Annotated in this window: 13 protein-coding genes and 1 tRNA gene; all 14 read right to left on the reverse strand. The window is 63.3% G+C overall.

Features of this window, described 5'->3' with window-relative positions; translation table 11 throughout:
• A partial coding sequence (locus tag AC5P60_RS21045; protein WP_495201811.1) for a GTP-binding protein occupies window positions 1-321 on the reverse strand: 321 nt, incomplete at its 3' end.
• 52 nt (window positions 322-373) lie between these two features.
• Entirely contained in the window at window positions 374-2515 is a 2142-nt protein-coding gene (gene fusA / locus AC5P60_RS21050; protein ID WP_019662237.1) for an elongation factor G, read from the reverse strand.
• 141 nt (window positions 2516-2656) lie between these two features.
• Window positions 2657-3130, reverse strand: a complete 474-nt coding sequence (rpsG, locus tag AC5P60_RS21055; RefSeq protein ID WP_004145321.1) for a 30S ribosomal protein S7 — start codon at window positions 3128-3130, stop codon at window positions 2657-2659.
• 12 nt (window positions 3131-3142) lie between these two features.
• Entirely contained in the window at window positions 3143-3517 is a 375-nt protein-coding gene (rpsL, locus tag AC5P60_RS21060) for a 30S ribosomal protein S12 (RefSeq protein ID WP_004145320.1), read from the reverse strand.
• Window positions 3518-3839: 322 nt separating this feature from the next.
• Entirely contained in the window at window positions 3840-8063 is a 4224-nt protein-coding gene (gene rpoC, locus AC5P60_RS21065) for a DNA-directed RNA polymerase subunit beta' (protein WP_033835427.1), read from the reverse strand.
• Between the two features lie 89 nt (window positions 8064-8152).
• Entirely contained in the window at window positions 8153-12307 is a 4155-nt protein-coding gene (rpoB, locus tag AC5P60_RS21070) for a DNA-directed RNA polymerase subunit beta (protein ID WP_005408205.1), read from the reverse strand.
• Window positions 12308-12671: 364 nt separating this feature from the next.
• Complete coding sequence (gene rplL, locus AC5P60_RS21075) at window positions 12672-13040, reverse strand: 50S ribosomal protein L7/L12 (protein ID WP_005408204.1); 369 nt, start codon at window positions 13038-13040, stop codon at window positions 12672-12674.
• A 63-nt stretch (window positions 13041-13103) separates the two neighbouring features.
• Window positions 13104-13640, reverse strand: a complete 537-nt coding sequence (gene rplJ, locus AC5P60_RS21080) for a 50S ribosomal protein L10 (protein ID WP_005408203.1) — start codon at window positions 13638-13640, stop codon at window positions 13104-13106.
• 383 nt (window positions 13641-14023) lie between these two features.
• Window positions 14024-14722, reverse strand: a complete 699-nt coding sequence (rplA, locus tag AC5P60_RS21085; protein ID WP_004154350.1) for a 50S ribosomal protein L1 — start codon at window positions 14720-14722, stop codon at window positions 14024-14026.
• Between the two features lie 4 nt (window positions 14723-14726).
• A complete protein-coding gene (gene rplK, locus AC5P60_RS21090) occupies window positions 14727-15155 on the reverse strand; it encodes a 50S ribosomal protein L11 (protein WP_004145248.1) in 429 nt (142 codons plus the stop codon).
• A 286-nt stretch (window positions 15156-15441) separates the two neighbouring features.
• A complete protein-coding gene (gene nusG / locus AC5P60_RS21095; RefSeq protein WP_004154362.1) occupies window positions 15442-16002 on the reverse strand; it encodes a transcription termination/antitermination protein NusG in 561 nt (186 codons plus the stop codon).
• Window positions 16003-16012: 10 nt separating this feature from the next.
• Window positions 16013-16426 carry a preprotein translocase subunit SecE gene (secE, locus tag AC5P60_RS21100; protein ID WP_033835425.1) on the reverse strand — a complete coding sequence of 138 codons (414 nt, stop codon included), beginning with the start codon at window positions 16424-16426 and terminating at the stop codon, window positions 16013-16015.
• 49 nt (window positions 16427-16475) lie between these two features.
• A tRNA-Trp gene (locus tag AC5P60_RS21105) sits at window positions 16476-16551 on the reverse strand.
• Window positions 16552-16654: 103 nt separating this feature from the next.
• Window positions 16655-16795, reverse strand: a 141-nt coding sequence (locus tag AC5P60_RS21110) for an EF-Tu C-terminal domain-related protein (protein WP_487247787.1), incomplete at its 5' end; no start/stop codon positions are given.

The raw sequence follows: 16795 nt of genomic DNA on the forward strand, positions 1-16795 counted from the left end.
CGAGCACACCAGGATCGCGCCGTCCATCTGGGCGGCACCGGTGATCATGTTCTTGACGTAGTCGGCGTGGCCCGGGCAGTCAACGTGGGCGTAGTGACGGATCGGGGATTCGTATTCGACGTGCGCGGTCGAGATCGTGATGCCACGCGCCTTTTCTTCCGGAGCGGCGTCGATCGAGGAGTAATCCTTGAACTCGCCACCGAAGCGCTCGGCACCGATCTTGGTCAGTGCAGCGGTCAGCGTGGTCTTGCCGTGGTCGACGTGACCGATGGTGCCGACGTTGACGTGCGGCTTGGTGCGCTCGAACTTACCCTTTGCCATTGTTCTATACCTTGATTGTTCGTAAATGGTTTCAAGAGAGGCTGAGCGAGGCTCAGCCCTTCTTCATGACGGCTTCGGCGATGTTGGTCGGAGCCGGCTCGTAGTGATCGAATTCCATGGTGAAGGTGGCGCGGCCCTGGGTCTGCGAACGCAGAGCAGTGGCGTAGCCGAACATTTCACCCAGCGGGATCATCGCGTTGATGATGCTGGCCGAACCGTCACCGGTGGTGTCGGAACCCTGCAGCACGCCGCGACGACGGCTGACGTCGCCCATCACGTCACCCTGGTAATCCTCCGGGGTCACGATCTCGACCTTCATGATCGGCTCCAGCAGCACCGGCTTGGCCTTGGCGAAGCCCTGCTTGAAGGCCATCGACGAAGCCAGCTTGAACGCCATTTCCGAGGAGTCGACGTCGTGGTACGAACCGAACACCAGCTTCACCTTGACGTCCACGACCGGGAAGCCAGCCAGCGGGCCGCTGGTGATGGTTTCGCGCAGGCCCTTTTCAACCGACGGAATGAATTCCTTCGGGATCACGCCGCCGGTGATGTCGTTGATGAACAGGAAATCGTCCTTGATCATCGGAGCGATCTTCGGATCGGCACGATCTTCAGCGGTGATCGGCGACAGCTCGATCACGACGTGACCGTACTGACCCTTACCACCGGACTGCTTGGCGTGCTTGTAGTCCGACTTGACGTCAGCCAGGGTGATGGTTTCGCGGTAGGCCACCTGCGGCGCGCCGACGTTGGCTTCAACGTTGAACTCGCGCTTCAGGCGGTCGACGATGATGTCCAGGTGCAGCTCGCCCATGCCCGAGATGATGGTCTGGCCGGATTCTTCGTCGGTCTTGACGCGGAACGACGGATCTTCCTGCGCCAGGCGACCCAGCGCCAGACCCATCTTTTCCTGGTCCGACTTGGTCTTCGGCTCGACGGCCATCGAGATCACCGGCTCCGGGAACGTCATGCGCTCCAGGATGATCGGCGCATCCACGGCGCACAGGGTGTCACCGGTGGTGGTGTCCTTCAGGCCCACGGCAGCAGCGATGTCACCAGCCAGAACTTCCTTGATTTCCTCGCGGTTGTTCGAGTGCATCTGCAGGATGCGGCCGATGCGCTCCTTCTTGCCCTTCACCGAGTTCAGCACGGTGTCGCCACCGTTCAGGGTGCCCGAGTAGACACGGAAGAAGGTCAGCGCGCCGACGAACGGGTCGGTGATGATCTTGAAGGCCAGCGACGAGAACGGCGCCTTGTCGTCCGACTTGCGGGTCATTTCGACGGTGTCGTCGTCAACGTCCACGCCCTTCACGTCCGGCACGTCGACCGGCGACGGCAGCAGCTGGATCACACCGTCCAGCATGGCCTGCACGCCCTTGTTCTTGAAGGCCGAGCCGCAGTACATCGGCACGATCTCGGTGGCCAGGGTACGGGTACGCAGCGCGTTGATGATTTCGGCCTCGGCCAGCTCTTCGCCGCCCAGGTACTTTTCCATCAGCTCTTCGCTGGCTTCGGCAGCGGTCTCGACCATGAACTGGCGAGCTTCTTCCGCAGCCGCCTGCAGATCGGCCGGGATGTCGCTGTACTCGAACTTCATGCCCTGCGAGGCTTCATCCCAGTGGATGGCCTTCATCTTCAGCAGGTCGACAACGCCCTTGAAGTTGTCTTCAGCGCCGATCGGCAGCTGCATCGGCACGGCAACCGCGCCCAGCTTGGCCTTCAGCTGGCCGACGACCTTCTGGAAGTTGGCACCGGTGCGGTCCATCTTGTTGACGAACGCGATGCGCGGCACGTGGTACTTGTTGGCCTGGCGCCACACGGTTTCCGACTGCGGCTGCACGCCACCGACGGCGCACAGGACGAAGACGGCACCGTCGAGCACGCGCAGCGAGCGCTCCACTTCGATGGTGAAGTCGACGTGCCCCGGGGTGTCGATGATGTTGAAGCGGTGCTCCGGCAGGGACTTGTCCATGCCCTTCCAGAACGCGGTGGTGGCAGCGGACTGGATCGTGATGCCACGCTCCTGCTCCTGCTCCATCCAGTCCATGGTGGCGGCGCCGTCGTGCACTTCACCGATCTTGTGGCTCTTGCCGGTGTAGAACAGGATGCGCTCGGACGTGGTGGTCTTGCCGGCATCGATGTGAGCCATGATGCCGAAGTTACGGTAACGCTCGATGGGAGTGGAACGGGCCACGGGAGCCTCTCAGATTTCTTGGATTTCGGATGGCCGAACGCCGCCTTTCGGCGGCCTTCGGATTGGCGCAGTCTTTCTGGGACCGCGAGGCAGCACGCACCGAAGTGGTGCTGCCCTGCCTGTTTTACAAGGCCGTCAAACTCACCAGCGGTAGTGGGCGAATGCCTTGTTGGCTTCGGCCATGCGGTGGGTTTCTTCGCGCTTCTTGATGGCGCCGCCACGGTTTTCCGAGGCGTCGATCAGTTCAGCAGCCAGCTTCTTCGGCATGGTGTTCTCGCCGCGCTTGCGCGCGGAGTCGATCAGCCAGCGCATGGCCAGGGCCATCTTGCGCGACGAACGCACTTCGACCGGCACCTGGTAGGTGGCACCACCGACGCGGCGCGACTTGACTTCGACCGCCGGAGCGACGTTGTCCAGAGCCTTCTGCACCAGTTCAATGGCGTTGGCGCTGCTGTTCTTCTCGGTGATCACGTCCATGGCGCCGTACACGATCTTCTCGGCGACGGACTTCTTGCCGCTCTGCATGACCATGTTGATGAAACGGGCGATGGTTTCGCTTCCGTGCTTCGGATCGGGCAGGACGGAACGCTGCGGAGTATTACCCTTACGCGACATTGTGCTCTCTCCTTATGCCTTCGGACGCTTGGCGCCGTACTTGGAACGGGCCTGGCGACGCTTGGCAACGCCGGCGGCGTCGAGCGAGCCACGAACGGTGTGGTAACGCACACCCGGCAGGTCCTTGACGCGACCGCCGCGGATCAGGACCACGGAGTGCTCCTGCAGGTTGTGGCCTTCACCACCGATGTAGGAAATCACTTCTTCCTGGTTGGTCAGGCGGACCTTGGCAACCTTGCGCAGAGCCGAGTTCGGCTTCTTCGGAGTGGTGGTGTAGACACGGGTGCAGACGCCACGGCGCTGCGGGCACTTGTCGAGCGCCGGCGAGGCACTCTTGTAGGTGGTCGCTTGCCGCGGCTTGCGGACCAGCTGGTTGATCGTCGCCATCAGTAGGTTCTTCTGATTGGTGGCCGGAAAATCCGGCCAGAGATGCGGAAATGTTAAAGCAGGCCAAAATTCTGGCCTGCTGAGACAGACGATTGTAGCAACCTGCCAGGAAAGCAGTCAAACGCCTCCTGTCAAGCCCGCTCCTGATCCCGGAACGTTACTGGGGGGCCTCCATGTACCCCGTTCAGGTTGGCGGGGTGAACCGCGAGGTCCACCCTGCCCTGCGCCGGTAGAGTCGACTGTTAGCCGACTCTCGATGGCAGTCGACCAACAGTCGACTCTACCGCCCGGGTGGTCCGGCCTTGCGGCCGGACCGGATGCATCATTCTTCGCCCGAGGCCTGTTCAGCTTCGGCTTCAACCGCCGCGGCCTCGACCGCAGCCGGAGTGCCGGCCAGGGTCTGCATTTCCGACTCGGTAAGGCCGGAGGCGCCGCGGCGGCGGTTGCTGTGGTACGCCAGGCCGGTACCGGCCGGAATCAGGCGACCCACGATGACGTTTTCCTTCAGGCCGCGCAGGTTGTCCGAGGTGCCGCGGACGGCCGCTTCGGTCAGCACGCGGGTGGTTTCCTGGAACGACGCGGCCGAGATGAACGATTCGGTCGCCAGCGAGGCCTTGGTGATACCCAGCAGGACCGGATCGAAGTGCGCCGGCAGCTCATTGCGGGCTGCAAGGCGGGCATTCTCCTCGATAACGCGCTGGCGCTCCACCTGTTCGCCGTTCAGGAACTTGCTGCTGCCCTGGTCGGTGATCTCGACCTTGCGCAGCATCTGGCGGGTGATCACCTCGATGTGCTTGTCGTTGATCTTCACGCCCTGCAGGCGGTACACGTCCTGGATTTCCTTCACCAGGTAGGCGGCCAGCGGTTCGACACCCAGCAGGCGCAGGATGTCCTGCGGGCTCGGCTCGCCGTCCACGATGGTTTCACCCTTGGTCACATGCTCGCCTTCGAACACGATGACCTGGCGGTACTTCGGGATCAGCTCTTCGTGCTCCGAACCATCGGTGTCCTTGATGATCAGGCGCTGCTTGCCCTTGGTGTCCTTGCCGAAGCTGATGATGCCCGAACGCTCGGCCAGCACCGCCGGATCCTTCGGCTTGCGCGCTTCGAACAGATCGGCCACGCGCGGCAGACCACCGGTGATGTCGCGGGTCTTCGACGCTTCCTGCGGGATCTTGGCGACCACGTCACCCACGCCGACGGCAGCGCCGTCCTGCAGGTTGACGATCGAGCGCGGCGGCAGCAGGTACTGCGCCGGCAGGTCGGTGCCCGGAATCGACAGGTCGTTGCCCTTGGCGTCGACGATGCGCACGATCGGGCGCAGGTCCTTGGCCTGGGTACCACGACGCTTCGGATCGGTGATTTCGCGCGACGCCAGGCCGGTCAGTTCGTCGGTCTTCTCGATGACGGTGATGCCGTCGACGAAGTCGATGAAGCGGATGAAACCGGCCACTTCCGACACGATCGGGTGGTTATGCGGATCCCAGTTGGCCACGGTCTGGCCAGCCTTGATCGCATCACCGTCCTTGGACGTGATGGTCGCACCGTACGGCAGCTTGTAACGTTCACGCTCACGGCCGTGGGCATCGAGCACCGAGATTTCGCCCGAGCGCGACACTGCCACCAGCGAGCCGTTGGCATGCTCGACCGACTTGAGGTTGCTGAACTTGACCGAGCCGGTGGTCTTGACGGTGATGTTGTCGACCGCAGCAGCTCGCGACGCCGCACCACCGATGTGGAACGTACGCATGGTCAGCTGGGTACCCGGCTCACCGATGGACTGGGCGGCGATGACGCCGACCGCTTCACCGATGTTGACCAGGTGGCCACGGGCCAGGTCGCGGCCGTAGCAGCGCGAGCAGACGCCGAAGGCCGATTCGCAGGAGATGGTCGAGCGGACCTTGATGGTCTGCACGCCGGCATCTTCCAGCTTGGCAACCCAGGCTTCGTCCAGCAGGGTGTTGCGGGTGACGATCGGATCTTCGTCGTTGCCCGGCAGGAACACGTCCTCGGCAACCACGCGACCCAGCACGCGGTCCTTCAGCGGCTCGACCACGTCGCCGCCTTCCACGATCGGGGTCATGATCAGGCCTTCGGTGGTACCGCAATCCACCTCGGTGATCACCACGTCCTGTGCCACGTCGACCAGACGACGGGTCAGGTAACCCGAGTTCGCGGTCTTCAGCGCGGTATCGGCCAGACCCTTACGGGCACCGTGGGTGGAGTTGAAGTACTCCTGCACGTTCAGGCCTTCGCGGAAGTTCGCCTTGATGGGCGTCTCGATGATCGAGCCGTCCGGGCGGGCCATCAGGCCACGCATGCCGGCCAGCTGACGGATCTGCGCCTGCGAACCACGCGCACCGGAGTCGGCCATGATGTACAGCGAGTTCATCGACTTCTGGTCGATGGTCTCACCCTTGGCATTGACCACCTTCTCGGTACCGATGGTGTCCATCATCGCCTTGGCGATGCGCTCGTTGGTGCGCGACCAGATGTCGACCACCTTGTTGTAGCGCTCGCCGGCGGTGACCAGGCCCGACTGGTACTGCTCCTGGATTTCCAGCACTTCGGCTTCGGCCTCGGTGAGGATGCCCTTCTTCTCGTCCGGGATCAGCATGTCGTCGATGCCGATCGAGACACCGGCGCGGGTCGCGTACGCGAAGCCGGTGTACATCAGCTTGTCGGCGAACACGACCGTGTCCTTCAGGCCCAGCTGGCGGTAGCTGGAGTTGATCAGGCGGCTGATGTTCTTCTTGGTCAGCTCGGTGTTGGCCAGCGCGAACGGCAGGCCTTCCGGCAGGATTTCAGCCAGCAGGGCGCGACCGATCGTGGTGTCCACGATCGAGGTCTTGTTCTGCTTGTTGCCGTCTTCGTCGGTCACCACTTCGGTGATGCGGACCTTGACGCGCGCGTGCAGTTCCACCACGCGGTTGTCGTAGGCACGCTTCACTTCGGCGATGTTGGCGAAGGCCATGCCCTCGCCCTTCTTGTTTTCCAGCGAGCGGGTCATGTAGTACAGACCCAGCACGACGTCCTGCGACGGCACGATGATCGGCTCGCCGTTGGCCGGCGACAGGATGTTGTTGGTCGACATCATCAGCGCACGCGCTTCCAGCTGGGCTTCCAGCGAAAGCGGCACGTGGACGGCCATCTGGTCACCGTCGAAGTCGGCGTTGAACGCGGTGCAGACCAGCGGGTGCAGCTGGATGGCCTTGCCTTCGATCAGCACCGGCTCGAACGCCTGGATGCCCAGACGGTGCAGGGTCGGCGCACGGTTCAGCATCACCGGATGCTCGCGGATGACCTCTTCCAGGATGTCCCAGACTTCGGCTTCTTCGCGCTCGACCAGCTTCTTGGCGGCCTTGATGGTGGTGGCCAGGCCACGACGCTGCAGCTTGGCGAAGACGAACGGCTTGAACAGCTCGAGCGCCATCTTCTTCGGCAGGCCGCACTGGTGCAGGCGCAGGTACGGGCCGACCACGATGACCGAACGGCCCGAGTAGTCGACGCGCTTGCCGAGCAGGTTCTGGCGGAAGCGACCCTGCTTGCCCTTGATCATGTCGGCCAGCGACTTCAGCGGGCGCTTGTTGGTGCCGGTGATGGCACGGCCACGACGGCCGTTGTCCAGCAGTGCATCGACCGACTCCTGCAGCATGCGCTTTTCATTGCGCACGATGATGTCCGGCGCGCTCAGTTCGAGCAGGCGGCGCAGGCGGTTGTTGCGGTTGATGACGCGGCGGTACAGGTCGTTCAGGTCGGAGGTCGCGAAGCGGCCGCCATCCAGCGGGACCAGCGGACGCAGGTCCGGCGGCAGCACCGGCAGCACGGTCATGACCATCCATTCCGGACGGTTGCCCGATTCCAGGAAGGCTTCGATCAGCTTGATGCGCTTGGTGAGGCGCTTGAGCTTGGTTTCCGAACCGGTAGCGGCGATTTCCTCGCGCAGGCGGGTCATTTCCGACTGCAGGTCGATCGTGCGCAGCAGTTCGTACACGGCCTCGGCGCCCATCGCGGCGTCGAAGTCGTCACCGTGCTCCTGGCGGGCCTGCAGGTACTGTTCCTCGGTCAGCAGCTGGCGGCGCTCCAGGGCAGTCAGGCCCGGCTCGGTCACCACGTAGGCTTCGAAGTACAGCACGCGTTCGATGTCGCGCAGGGTCATGTCCAGCATCAGGCCGATGCGCGACGGCAGCGACTTGAGGAACCAGATGTGCGCGACCGGCGAGGCCAGGTCGATGTGGCCCATGCGCTCGCGGCGCACCTTGGCCAGGGTCACTTCGGTACCGCACTTTTCGCAGACCACGCCGCGGTGCTTCATGCGCTTGTACTTGCCGCACAGGCACTCGTAGTCCTTCACCGGGCCGAAGATGGCGGCGCAGAACAGGCCGTCGCGTTCCGGCTTGAAGGTACGGTAGTTGATGGTTTCCGGCTTCTTCACTTCGCCGAAGGACCACGAACGGATCAGGTCCGGCGAAGCCAGCGCGATCTTGATCGCGTCGAAGTCCAGCGTCTGGCGCTGCTGGTTGAAGAGGTTGAGCAGGTCTTTCATGGTGTTCTCCAGAAGGAGGAATGCTGTGTCGATGGGCTTTCAGTTCACTGCCAGCGGCGCGGCGGCGTTGACCGCCGCGCCGGCATGGATCAGTTGTCTTCCAGTTCCATGTTGATGGCCAGCGAGCGGATTTCCTTCACGAGCACGTTGAAGGATTCCGGCATGCCCGCGACCATCTCGTGCTCACCGTCGACGATGTTCTTGTACATCTGGTTGCGGCCCTGCACGTCATCGGACTTCACCGTCAGCATTTCCTGCAGGGTGTAGGCCGCGCCGTAGGCTTCCAGCGCCCAGACTTCCATTTCACCGAAGCGCTGGCCGCCGAACTGCGCCTTGCCGCCCAGCGGCTGCTGGGTGACGAGCGAGTACGGACCGGTCGAACGGGCGTGCATCTTGTCGTCGACCAGGTGGTTCAGCTTCAGGTAGTGCATGTAACCGACGGTGGTGTGGCGATCGAACGCTTCACCGGTGCGGCCGTCGTACAGCTGGGTCTGGCCACTGCTCGGCAGGTCGGCCAGTTCCAGCATGCGCTTGATTTCCGCTTCGGTGGCACCGTCGAACACCGGGGTGGCCATCGGCACGCCGTCGGTGAGGTTACGGGCCAGGCGCAGCAGTTCCTCGTCACTGAACTGCGACAGGTCGACACGGTTGGCCACGTTGGTGTCGTCGTGGTTGTAGATGTCGTCCAGGAACTTGCGCAGGTCGGCAACCGCCGCCTGGGCTTCCATCATCGCCTGGATCTTGCGGCCCAGACCCTTGGCAGCCCAGCCCAGGTGCACTTCCAGGATCTGGCCGATGTTCATGCGCGACGGCACGCCCAGCGGGTTCAGCACGATGTCCACGGTTTCGCCCGAGGCCATGTACGGCATGTCCTCGACCGGCACCACGTTGGAGACCACACCCTTGTTGCCGTGGCGGCCTGCCATCTTGTCGCCCGGCTGGATGCGGCGCTTCACGGCCAGGAACACCTTGACCATCTTCAGCACGCCCGGGGCGAGGTCGTCACCGGCGGTGATCTTGCCGCGCTTGTCGGCGAAGCGACGCTCGAATTCCTTCTCGTGCGCCTGGATCTGCTTCTGCGCGCGCTCGATGGCTTCCGAAGCGTCCTCGTCCTTCATGCGCAGGGCGAACCAGTCAGCCTTCTTCAGGCCGTCCAGGAAGGCGTCGGTGATCACGTCACCCTTCTTCAGGCCAGCGCCACCGTTGACCACCTTGCCCACGATCTGCGAACGCAGACGCATGTAGATGGCGGCTTCCAGGATGCGGAACTGGTCGTCGAAGTCCTTCTTGACGCGCTTGATTTCAGACTCTTCGATCTGGCGGGCGCGCTTGTCCTTCTCGATGCCGTCGCGGGTGAAGACCTGCACGTCGATGACGGTGCCGTCCATGCCCGGCGGAACGCGCAGCGAGCTGTCCTTAACGTCCGAAGCCTTCTCGCCGAAGATCGCACGCAGCAGCTTCTCTTCCGGGGTCAGCTGGCTTTCGCCCTTCGGGGTGACCTTGCCGACCATGATGTCGCCGGCGCGGACTTCCGCACCGATGTACACCACGCCGCTCTCGTCCAGGCGGTTCAGCGCCTGCTCGGAGACGTTCGGGATGTCGGCGGAGATTTCCTCCGGCCCCAGCTTGGTGTCACGCGCGACGCAGGTCAGCTCTTCGATGTGGATCGTGGTGTAACGATCCTCTTCCACCACGCGCTCGGAGAGCAGGATGGAGTCTTCGAAGTTGTAGCCGTTCCACGGCATGAACGCGATCAGCATGTTCTGGCCCAGGGCCAGTTCGCCGATGTCGGTGGACGGACCGTCGGCCAGCACGTCGCCGCGGGCGATGACGTCACCCACCTGGACCAGCGGACGCTGGTTGATGCAGGTGTTCTGGTTCGAACGGGTGTACTTGACCAGGTTGTAGATGTCCACGCCTGCATCGGTAGCGCCAACGATCTCTTCCTCGTTGACCTTGACCACGATGCGGGCCGCGTCGATCTGCACGATCTCGCCACCACGGCGGGCGTTCACGGTCACACCGGAGTCACGCGCCACGGCGCGCTCGATGCCGGTACCGACCAGCGGCTTCTGCGCACGCAGGGTCGGCACCGCCTGACGCTGCATGTTCGCGCCCATCAGTGCGCGGTTCGCGTCATCGTGCTCCAGGAACGGAACCAGCGCGGCCGCGATCGACACGGTCTGCATCGGCGAGACGTCCATGAAGTGAACTTCCGCCGGCGGCTTCAACAGCGATTCGCCCTGGAAGCGGCACGGAACGAACTGCTCCGTCAGGGTGCCTTTGGCGTCGGTCAGCGCGTTGGCCTGCGCAATGACGTACTCGTTTTCTTCGATCGCCGACAGGAACTCGACTTCGTCATAGACCTTGCCGTCCACGACCTTGCGGTACGGAGTCTCGAGGAAACCGTACTGGTTGGTGCGGGCGTACACGGCCAGCGAATTGATCAGGCCGATGTTCGGGCCTTCCGGGGTTTCGATGGTGCAGACGCGGCCGTAATGGGTCGGGTGCACGTCGCGCACTTCGAAGCCGGCGCGCTCACGGGTCAGGCCGCCCGGGCCCAGGGCCGAGACGCGACGCTTGTGGGTCACTTCCGACAGCGGGTTGTTCTGGTCCATGAACTGCGACAGCTGCGAGGAGCCGAAGAACTCCTTGATGGCAGCGGCAACCGGCTTGGCGTTGATCAGCTCCTGCGGGGTCAGGCCTTCGGACTCGGCCATCGACAGGCGCTCCTTGACCGCGCGCTCGACGCGGACCAGGCCGACGCGGAACACGTTCTCGGCCATTTCGCCGACCGAACGCACGCGACGGTTGCCCAGGTGGTCGATATCGTCGACCACGCCGCGACCGTTGCGGATCTCGGTCAGGACCTTGATCACGTCCAGGATGTCGGAGCTGTCGCCGTGGGCGGCGACCAGGCGCTTGGACTCTTCGTCGTTGCGCTCACCGAAGTACTTGCTGTCGTACAGCACGGCTTCGCCGGTGGTTTCCTTGCGGCCCACGCGACGGTTGAACTTCATGCGACCGACCGCGGACAGGTCGTAGCGCTCGAAGGTGAAGAACAGGTTGTGGAACAGGTTCTGCGCAGCGTCCTTGGTCGGCGGCTCGCCCGGACGCATCATGCGGTAGATCTCGACCAGGGCTTCCAGCTGGGTCTTGGTCGGGTCGATGCGCAGGGTGTTGGACAGGTACGGGCCACGATCCAGATCGTTCACCCACAGGGTGCCCACGGCATCCACACCGGCCTTGCGGAAGGCCTGCAGCTGCTCGTCGGTGATCTCGTCATTGGCCTGGGCCAGCAGTTCGCCGGTCGAGGCATCGACCACGTCGTGCGACAGGATGCGGCCGACGATGTAGTCGTCCGGCACGGCCAGGGCGGCGATGCCCGAGGCTTCCAGCTGCTTGATGTGGCGCGCGGTGATGCGCTTGCCGGCTTCCACGATGACCTTGTCGCCGTCGGCGAGGTCGAAGCCCAGGGTTTCGCCACGCAGGCGCTCCGGCACCAGCTCCAGCTGGACGCCTTCATCCGGGTTGATGTGGAAGGTGTTGATCTCGAAGAACTCGGCCAGCATCTCTTCGTTGCTGTAGCCGAGCGCGCGCAGCAGGATCGACACCGGCAGCTTGCGGCGACGGTCGATACGGGTGAACAGTGCGTCCTTCGGGTCGAACTCGAAGTCCAGCCAGGAGCCGCGGTAAGGAATGATGCGGGCGCTGTACAGCAGCTTGCCCGAGCTGTGGGTCTTGCCACGGTCGTGGTCGAAGAACACGCCCGGCGAGCGGTGCAGCTGCGAGACGATGACGCGCTCGGTGCCGTTGACGATGAAGGTGCCGTTCTCGGTCATCAGCGGGATTTCGCCCAGATAGACCTCCTGCTCCTTCACGTACTTGATGGCCTTGGTCGACGACTCACGGTCGTAGATCACCAGGCGCACGGTCACGCGCAGCGGGGCGCCGTAGCTCATGCCACGCTGGCGGCACTCGCGCTCGTCGAAGACCGGTTCGCCCAGCTTGTAGCCGACGTATTCCAGGGCAGCGTTGCCGCTGTAGCTGGCGATCGGGAAGACCGACTTCAGCGCAGCATGCAGGCCGTGGTCCGTGCGCTTGGCCGGATCGACGTTTTCCTGCAGGAATTCACGATAGGAATCCACCTGGATGGCGAGCAGGAACGGCACTTCGAGAATCGAGCGCTGCTTGCCGAAATCCTTGCGGATACGCTTTTTTTCGGTGAACGAATAGGACGTCATGAGGTCTTCCACCTTGTTGTGCGGATCGTGCGCCCACGATCCGAAGGGAACTTGAAATTGTCAGTTGGAAGTCGCTGGTATTGCCGGCACCAGCACGCCTTCTCCCGCTACTTCCAACTGCCAACTCGTCTGCTACCACGCCCCTGCTGCCGCGCGCTGCGCTGGCCGGCGGGGGTTTGACTGCAGCCCGTGTTGGGCTTTTTTCTGCATTTGAAACGGTAGAGTCGACTGTTAGTCGACTTCCTTCACAGCAGTCGACCAACAGTCGACTCTACCGACACCGCAACAACGACCAAAGGCCGGGGGCTTACGCCCCCAGCCTTGGCTGCATCGCCGTGAATCGGTGACGATGCAAGGTAACTGCTTACTTGACTTCGACAGTCGCGCCAGCAGCTTCCAGGTCCTTCTTCATCTTCTCGGCGTCTTCCTTCGAAGCGCCTTCCTTCAGGACGCCACCGGCTTCGGCCAGGTCCTTCGCTTCCTTCAGGCCCAGGCCGGTGATGGCGCGGACGGCCTTGATGACTTCGACCTTCTTGTCGCCGGCCGACTTCAGGGTGACGGTGAACTCGGTCTGCTCTTCAACAGCAGCGGCCGGGCCAGCGGCAGCAGCCACGGCGACCGGAGCAGCGGCGGAGACGCCGAACTTCTCTTCGATGGCCTTGACCAGCTCCATCACTTCCATCAGGGACTTCTCGGCGATGGCGTCGACGATCTGTTCGTTGGTAAGGGACATGATTAATACCTTTGGATGATTTTCTGGGTTGAGGTTCCGTCAGGAACCACGGTAAGTCGAAACTCAGGCGGTCTCGGCGGCCGGTTCGGCAGCGTCGGCGGCGACGTCGCCACCACCCTGCTTCTCGCCAACGGCCTTGATGGCGCGGGCAAACATCGTGACCGGCTCGGTCAGGACGCGGGCCAGCATGGCCAGGGCCTGGTCGCGGGTCGGCAGCGATGCCAGCACGTCGACGTGGCTTGCCGGGAACACTTCGCCACCGATGGCGACGACCTTAGCCTTCAGCTTGTCGTTGCCCTTGGCGGCTTCCTTGATCAGGCGACCGGCAGCGCCGGGCTCCTCGAGCGAGAACGCGTACAGCAGCGGACCAACCATCTGGTCCTGGGCGACTGCGAACTCGGTGCCTTCAACGGCGCGCGAAGCCAGGGTGTTCTTGACAACCTTCAAGAAAACACCGGTTTCACGAGCCTGCTTGCGCATCGCGGTCATCTGGGCGACCGTGGTGCCAGCGTATTCGGCTGCGATCAAGGAGTGGGCCTTGGCGGCGACGTCTGCCAGCTCGGCGACTACTTCTTGCTTCTGGGACAGATTGAGAGCCATTGCACTCCTCCTATTGAACTCCGCTTACGGCTCCTGCCGTGTGCGGTCCTGTGCGGCATCCGTCCTGGACGCCGGGAACATCGGGATGATGTTCCGGGGGTGGGCCGTTCCAGACCTGGAGGCAATCAGGGAAATCCCAGACGTGCGTGAACCAGAAAAACTCCAGAAGGGCACCATCTACGCAGGGTGATTCCGGGGAATCGATTAAGCGCTCATGACTGCTCCGGCGGCGACTCCTTGCCAGATCGAGCTTCCGTGCCCGTCGCCGGTATTGCCACGACCGCGCCTGCGGTCTTTGACGGCTACCGCGGGCGATGCACTGCCAACGATGCCTTCAAATGTCACGGTCACGGCACCGAAGGTACCGTGACCGCTTGAAACAATTACTTCAGGGTCAGCGACGACTGGTCGACGGTGACGCCCGGGCCCATCGTCGAGCTGACCGAAACCTTCTGCAGGTAGGTGCCCTTCGAGGTGGCCGGCTTGGCCTTGATCAGGTCCAGCAGCAGCGCGGTCAGGTTCGACTTCAGCGCGTCTTCGGCGAAGTCGGCCTTGCCGATGGTGCAGTGGATGATGCCGGCCTTGTCGGTGCGGTAACGGACCTGACCCGACTTGGCGTTCTTCACGGCTTCACCCGGGTTCGGGGAAACGGTGCCGACCTTCGGGTTCGGCATCAGGCCGCGCGGGCCCAGCACGGTGCCCAGCTTACCGACGACGCGCATGGCGTCCGGGGTCGCGATGACGACGTCGTAGTTCAGATCGCCGGCCTGCATCTTCTCGGCCAGATCATCCATACCGACGGCTTCGGCGCCAGCGGCCAGGGCTTCATCAGCCTTGGCACCGGCCGGAGCGAACACGGCGACGCGGACCGACTTGCCGGTACCGGCCGGCAGCACGGTGGAGCCACGAACCTGCTGGTCGGACTTCTTCGCATCGACGCCCAGGCGCACAGCGACGTCGATCGACTCGACGAACTTGGCCTTGGTGGCGCTCTTCAGGATGTTGATCGCGTCCTCGAAGGCGTATGCCTTGCCCGGAACGACGGCGGCCTTGATGGCCTTCTCACGCTTGGTCTGTGCCATCTTATTAACCCTCCACCACGAGGCCCATGGAACGGGCAGAGCCAGCGATGGTACGCACGGCGGCGTCCAGATCGGCGGCAGTCAGATCCGGTTCCTTCGCCTTGGCGATCTCTTCCAGCTGCTTACGGGTGACCTTGCCGACCTTCTCGGTGTTCGGGCGCTTGGAGCCCGACGAGATGCCAGCGGCCTTCTTCAGCAGGGTGGTGGCCGGGGTGCTCTTGGTGATGAAGGTGAACGTACGGTCCGAGTAGGCCGTGATGATCACCGGAACCGGCAGACCCGGCTCGAGCTTCTGCGTGGCAGCGTTGAACGCCTTGCAGAATTCCATGATGTTCAGACCGCGCTGACCCAGCGCAGGACCGACCGGCGGCGAGGGGTTGGCCTGACCGGCCTTCACCTGCAGCTTGATGTAACCGACAACTTTCTTTGCCATGTGAGTACTCTCCGGGTGCTAGCGCCTTTCGACAACAGGCTCCCCATCGGACCGGGAATCACGCGTCCCGGCATCGCGTTTTGAAATCATGCTGAAGGCCACCTTGCGGCGGCCTCGTCCTGCTGGCTTCCCAGCGGGGAGCCGCGCACTATATCAGGTTTTTTCTTCACATGCCTGAAGCGGCACATAAACGGACGAAACCGGGCAAGGCCCGGTTCCTGGTTCCGTGGAGTCGAGCTTGCTCGACCGATCAGCAAAGTCGAGCAAGCTCGACTCTACAGCTGGATCAGACGGCCTTTTCGACCTGGCCGAACTCGAGTTCGACCGGAGTGGCACGACCGAAGATCAGCACCGAGACGCGCAGACGGCTCTTCTCGTAGTTGACCTCTTCGACGACGCCATTGAAATCGTTGAACGGGCCGTCGGTGACGCGGACCATCTGGCCCGGCTCGAACAGCACCTTCGGACGCGGCTTCTCGACACCTTCCTGAACGCGGTTCAGGATGGCTTCAGCCTCGGAATCGGCAATCGGCAGCGGACGGTCGGCGGTGCCGCCGATGAAGCCCATCACGCGCGGGGTTTCCTTGACCAGGTGCCAGCTTTCGTTGTCGATGCGCGGGATACCGGCTTCTTCGTGGGTCTCGATCTGGACCAGCACGTAACCCGGGAAGAACTTGCGCTCGGAACGGCGCTTCTGGCCAGCGCGCATCTCGACCACTTCTTCGGTCGGGACCAGGACATCGCCGAAGCGCTCTTCCATGCCGTCACGGACGATGCGATCGCGCAGAGCCTGCGCCACCGACTTCTCGAAGCCCGAATAGGCGTGAACGACGTACCAACGCTTCATGCAATTCTCCTTAGCGGCTCAGGAACAACTGAACCAGCCACTGAATGACGTAATCGAACCCACCCAGCAACAGACTGAGAATGGTCACCACCACCATCACGACCCAGGTCATGCGGATGGCTTCCTGGCGCGTCGGCCAGACCACCTTGCGCAGTTCGAAGCGCGACTCGGAGAGGAATTCGCGGGTGTCGCGCCCCTTGCCGGTCAGCATGAACACGCCGATACCGCCAACCAGACCGACCACGACCGCCAACGCACGCAGCTGACCCGCCCACGCACCCAGCTGAGTGGCGCGACCGGAGTCGGCGGAGAACCAGAACCAGACGAACAGACCGGCCAGCACCAGCAGCGATGCGGCGACGTACTTGACGATATCCCCGCCGTTGGCGGAGGTGTCCTTGGAGTGTTCGATCTTGCTATTCATCCGGCTGTGTCTGCTTTAGCGGCCCAGGCCGCTGGATAAGGCGGGCAGATGGCACGCCAGGAGGGACTCGAACCCCCAACCTGCGGTTTTGGAGACCGCTGCTCTGCCAATTGAGCTACTGGCGTACGTGTTGAAACTTGCCTTCCCTTAGACGGCGAAGGCGGACCGAGGTTCCCGGCCCGCCATTCGCGTAACCGGCGGCGCTATGCAACCACCGGTACTGCAGGCTTACTCGATGATCTTCGAGACCACGCCGGCGCCGACGGTGCGGCCGCCTTCGCGGATGGCGAAGCGCAGGCCTTCGTCCATCGCCACCGGGTTGATCAGGGTGACGACCATCTTGACGTTGTCACCCGGCATCACCATTTC

The sequence above is a fragment of the Stenotrophomonas sp. YJH_SMC_120 genome, from assembly GCF_059368675.1.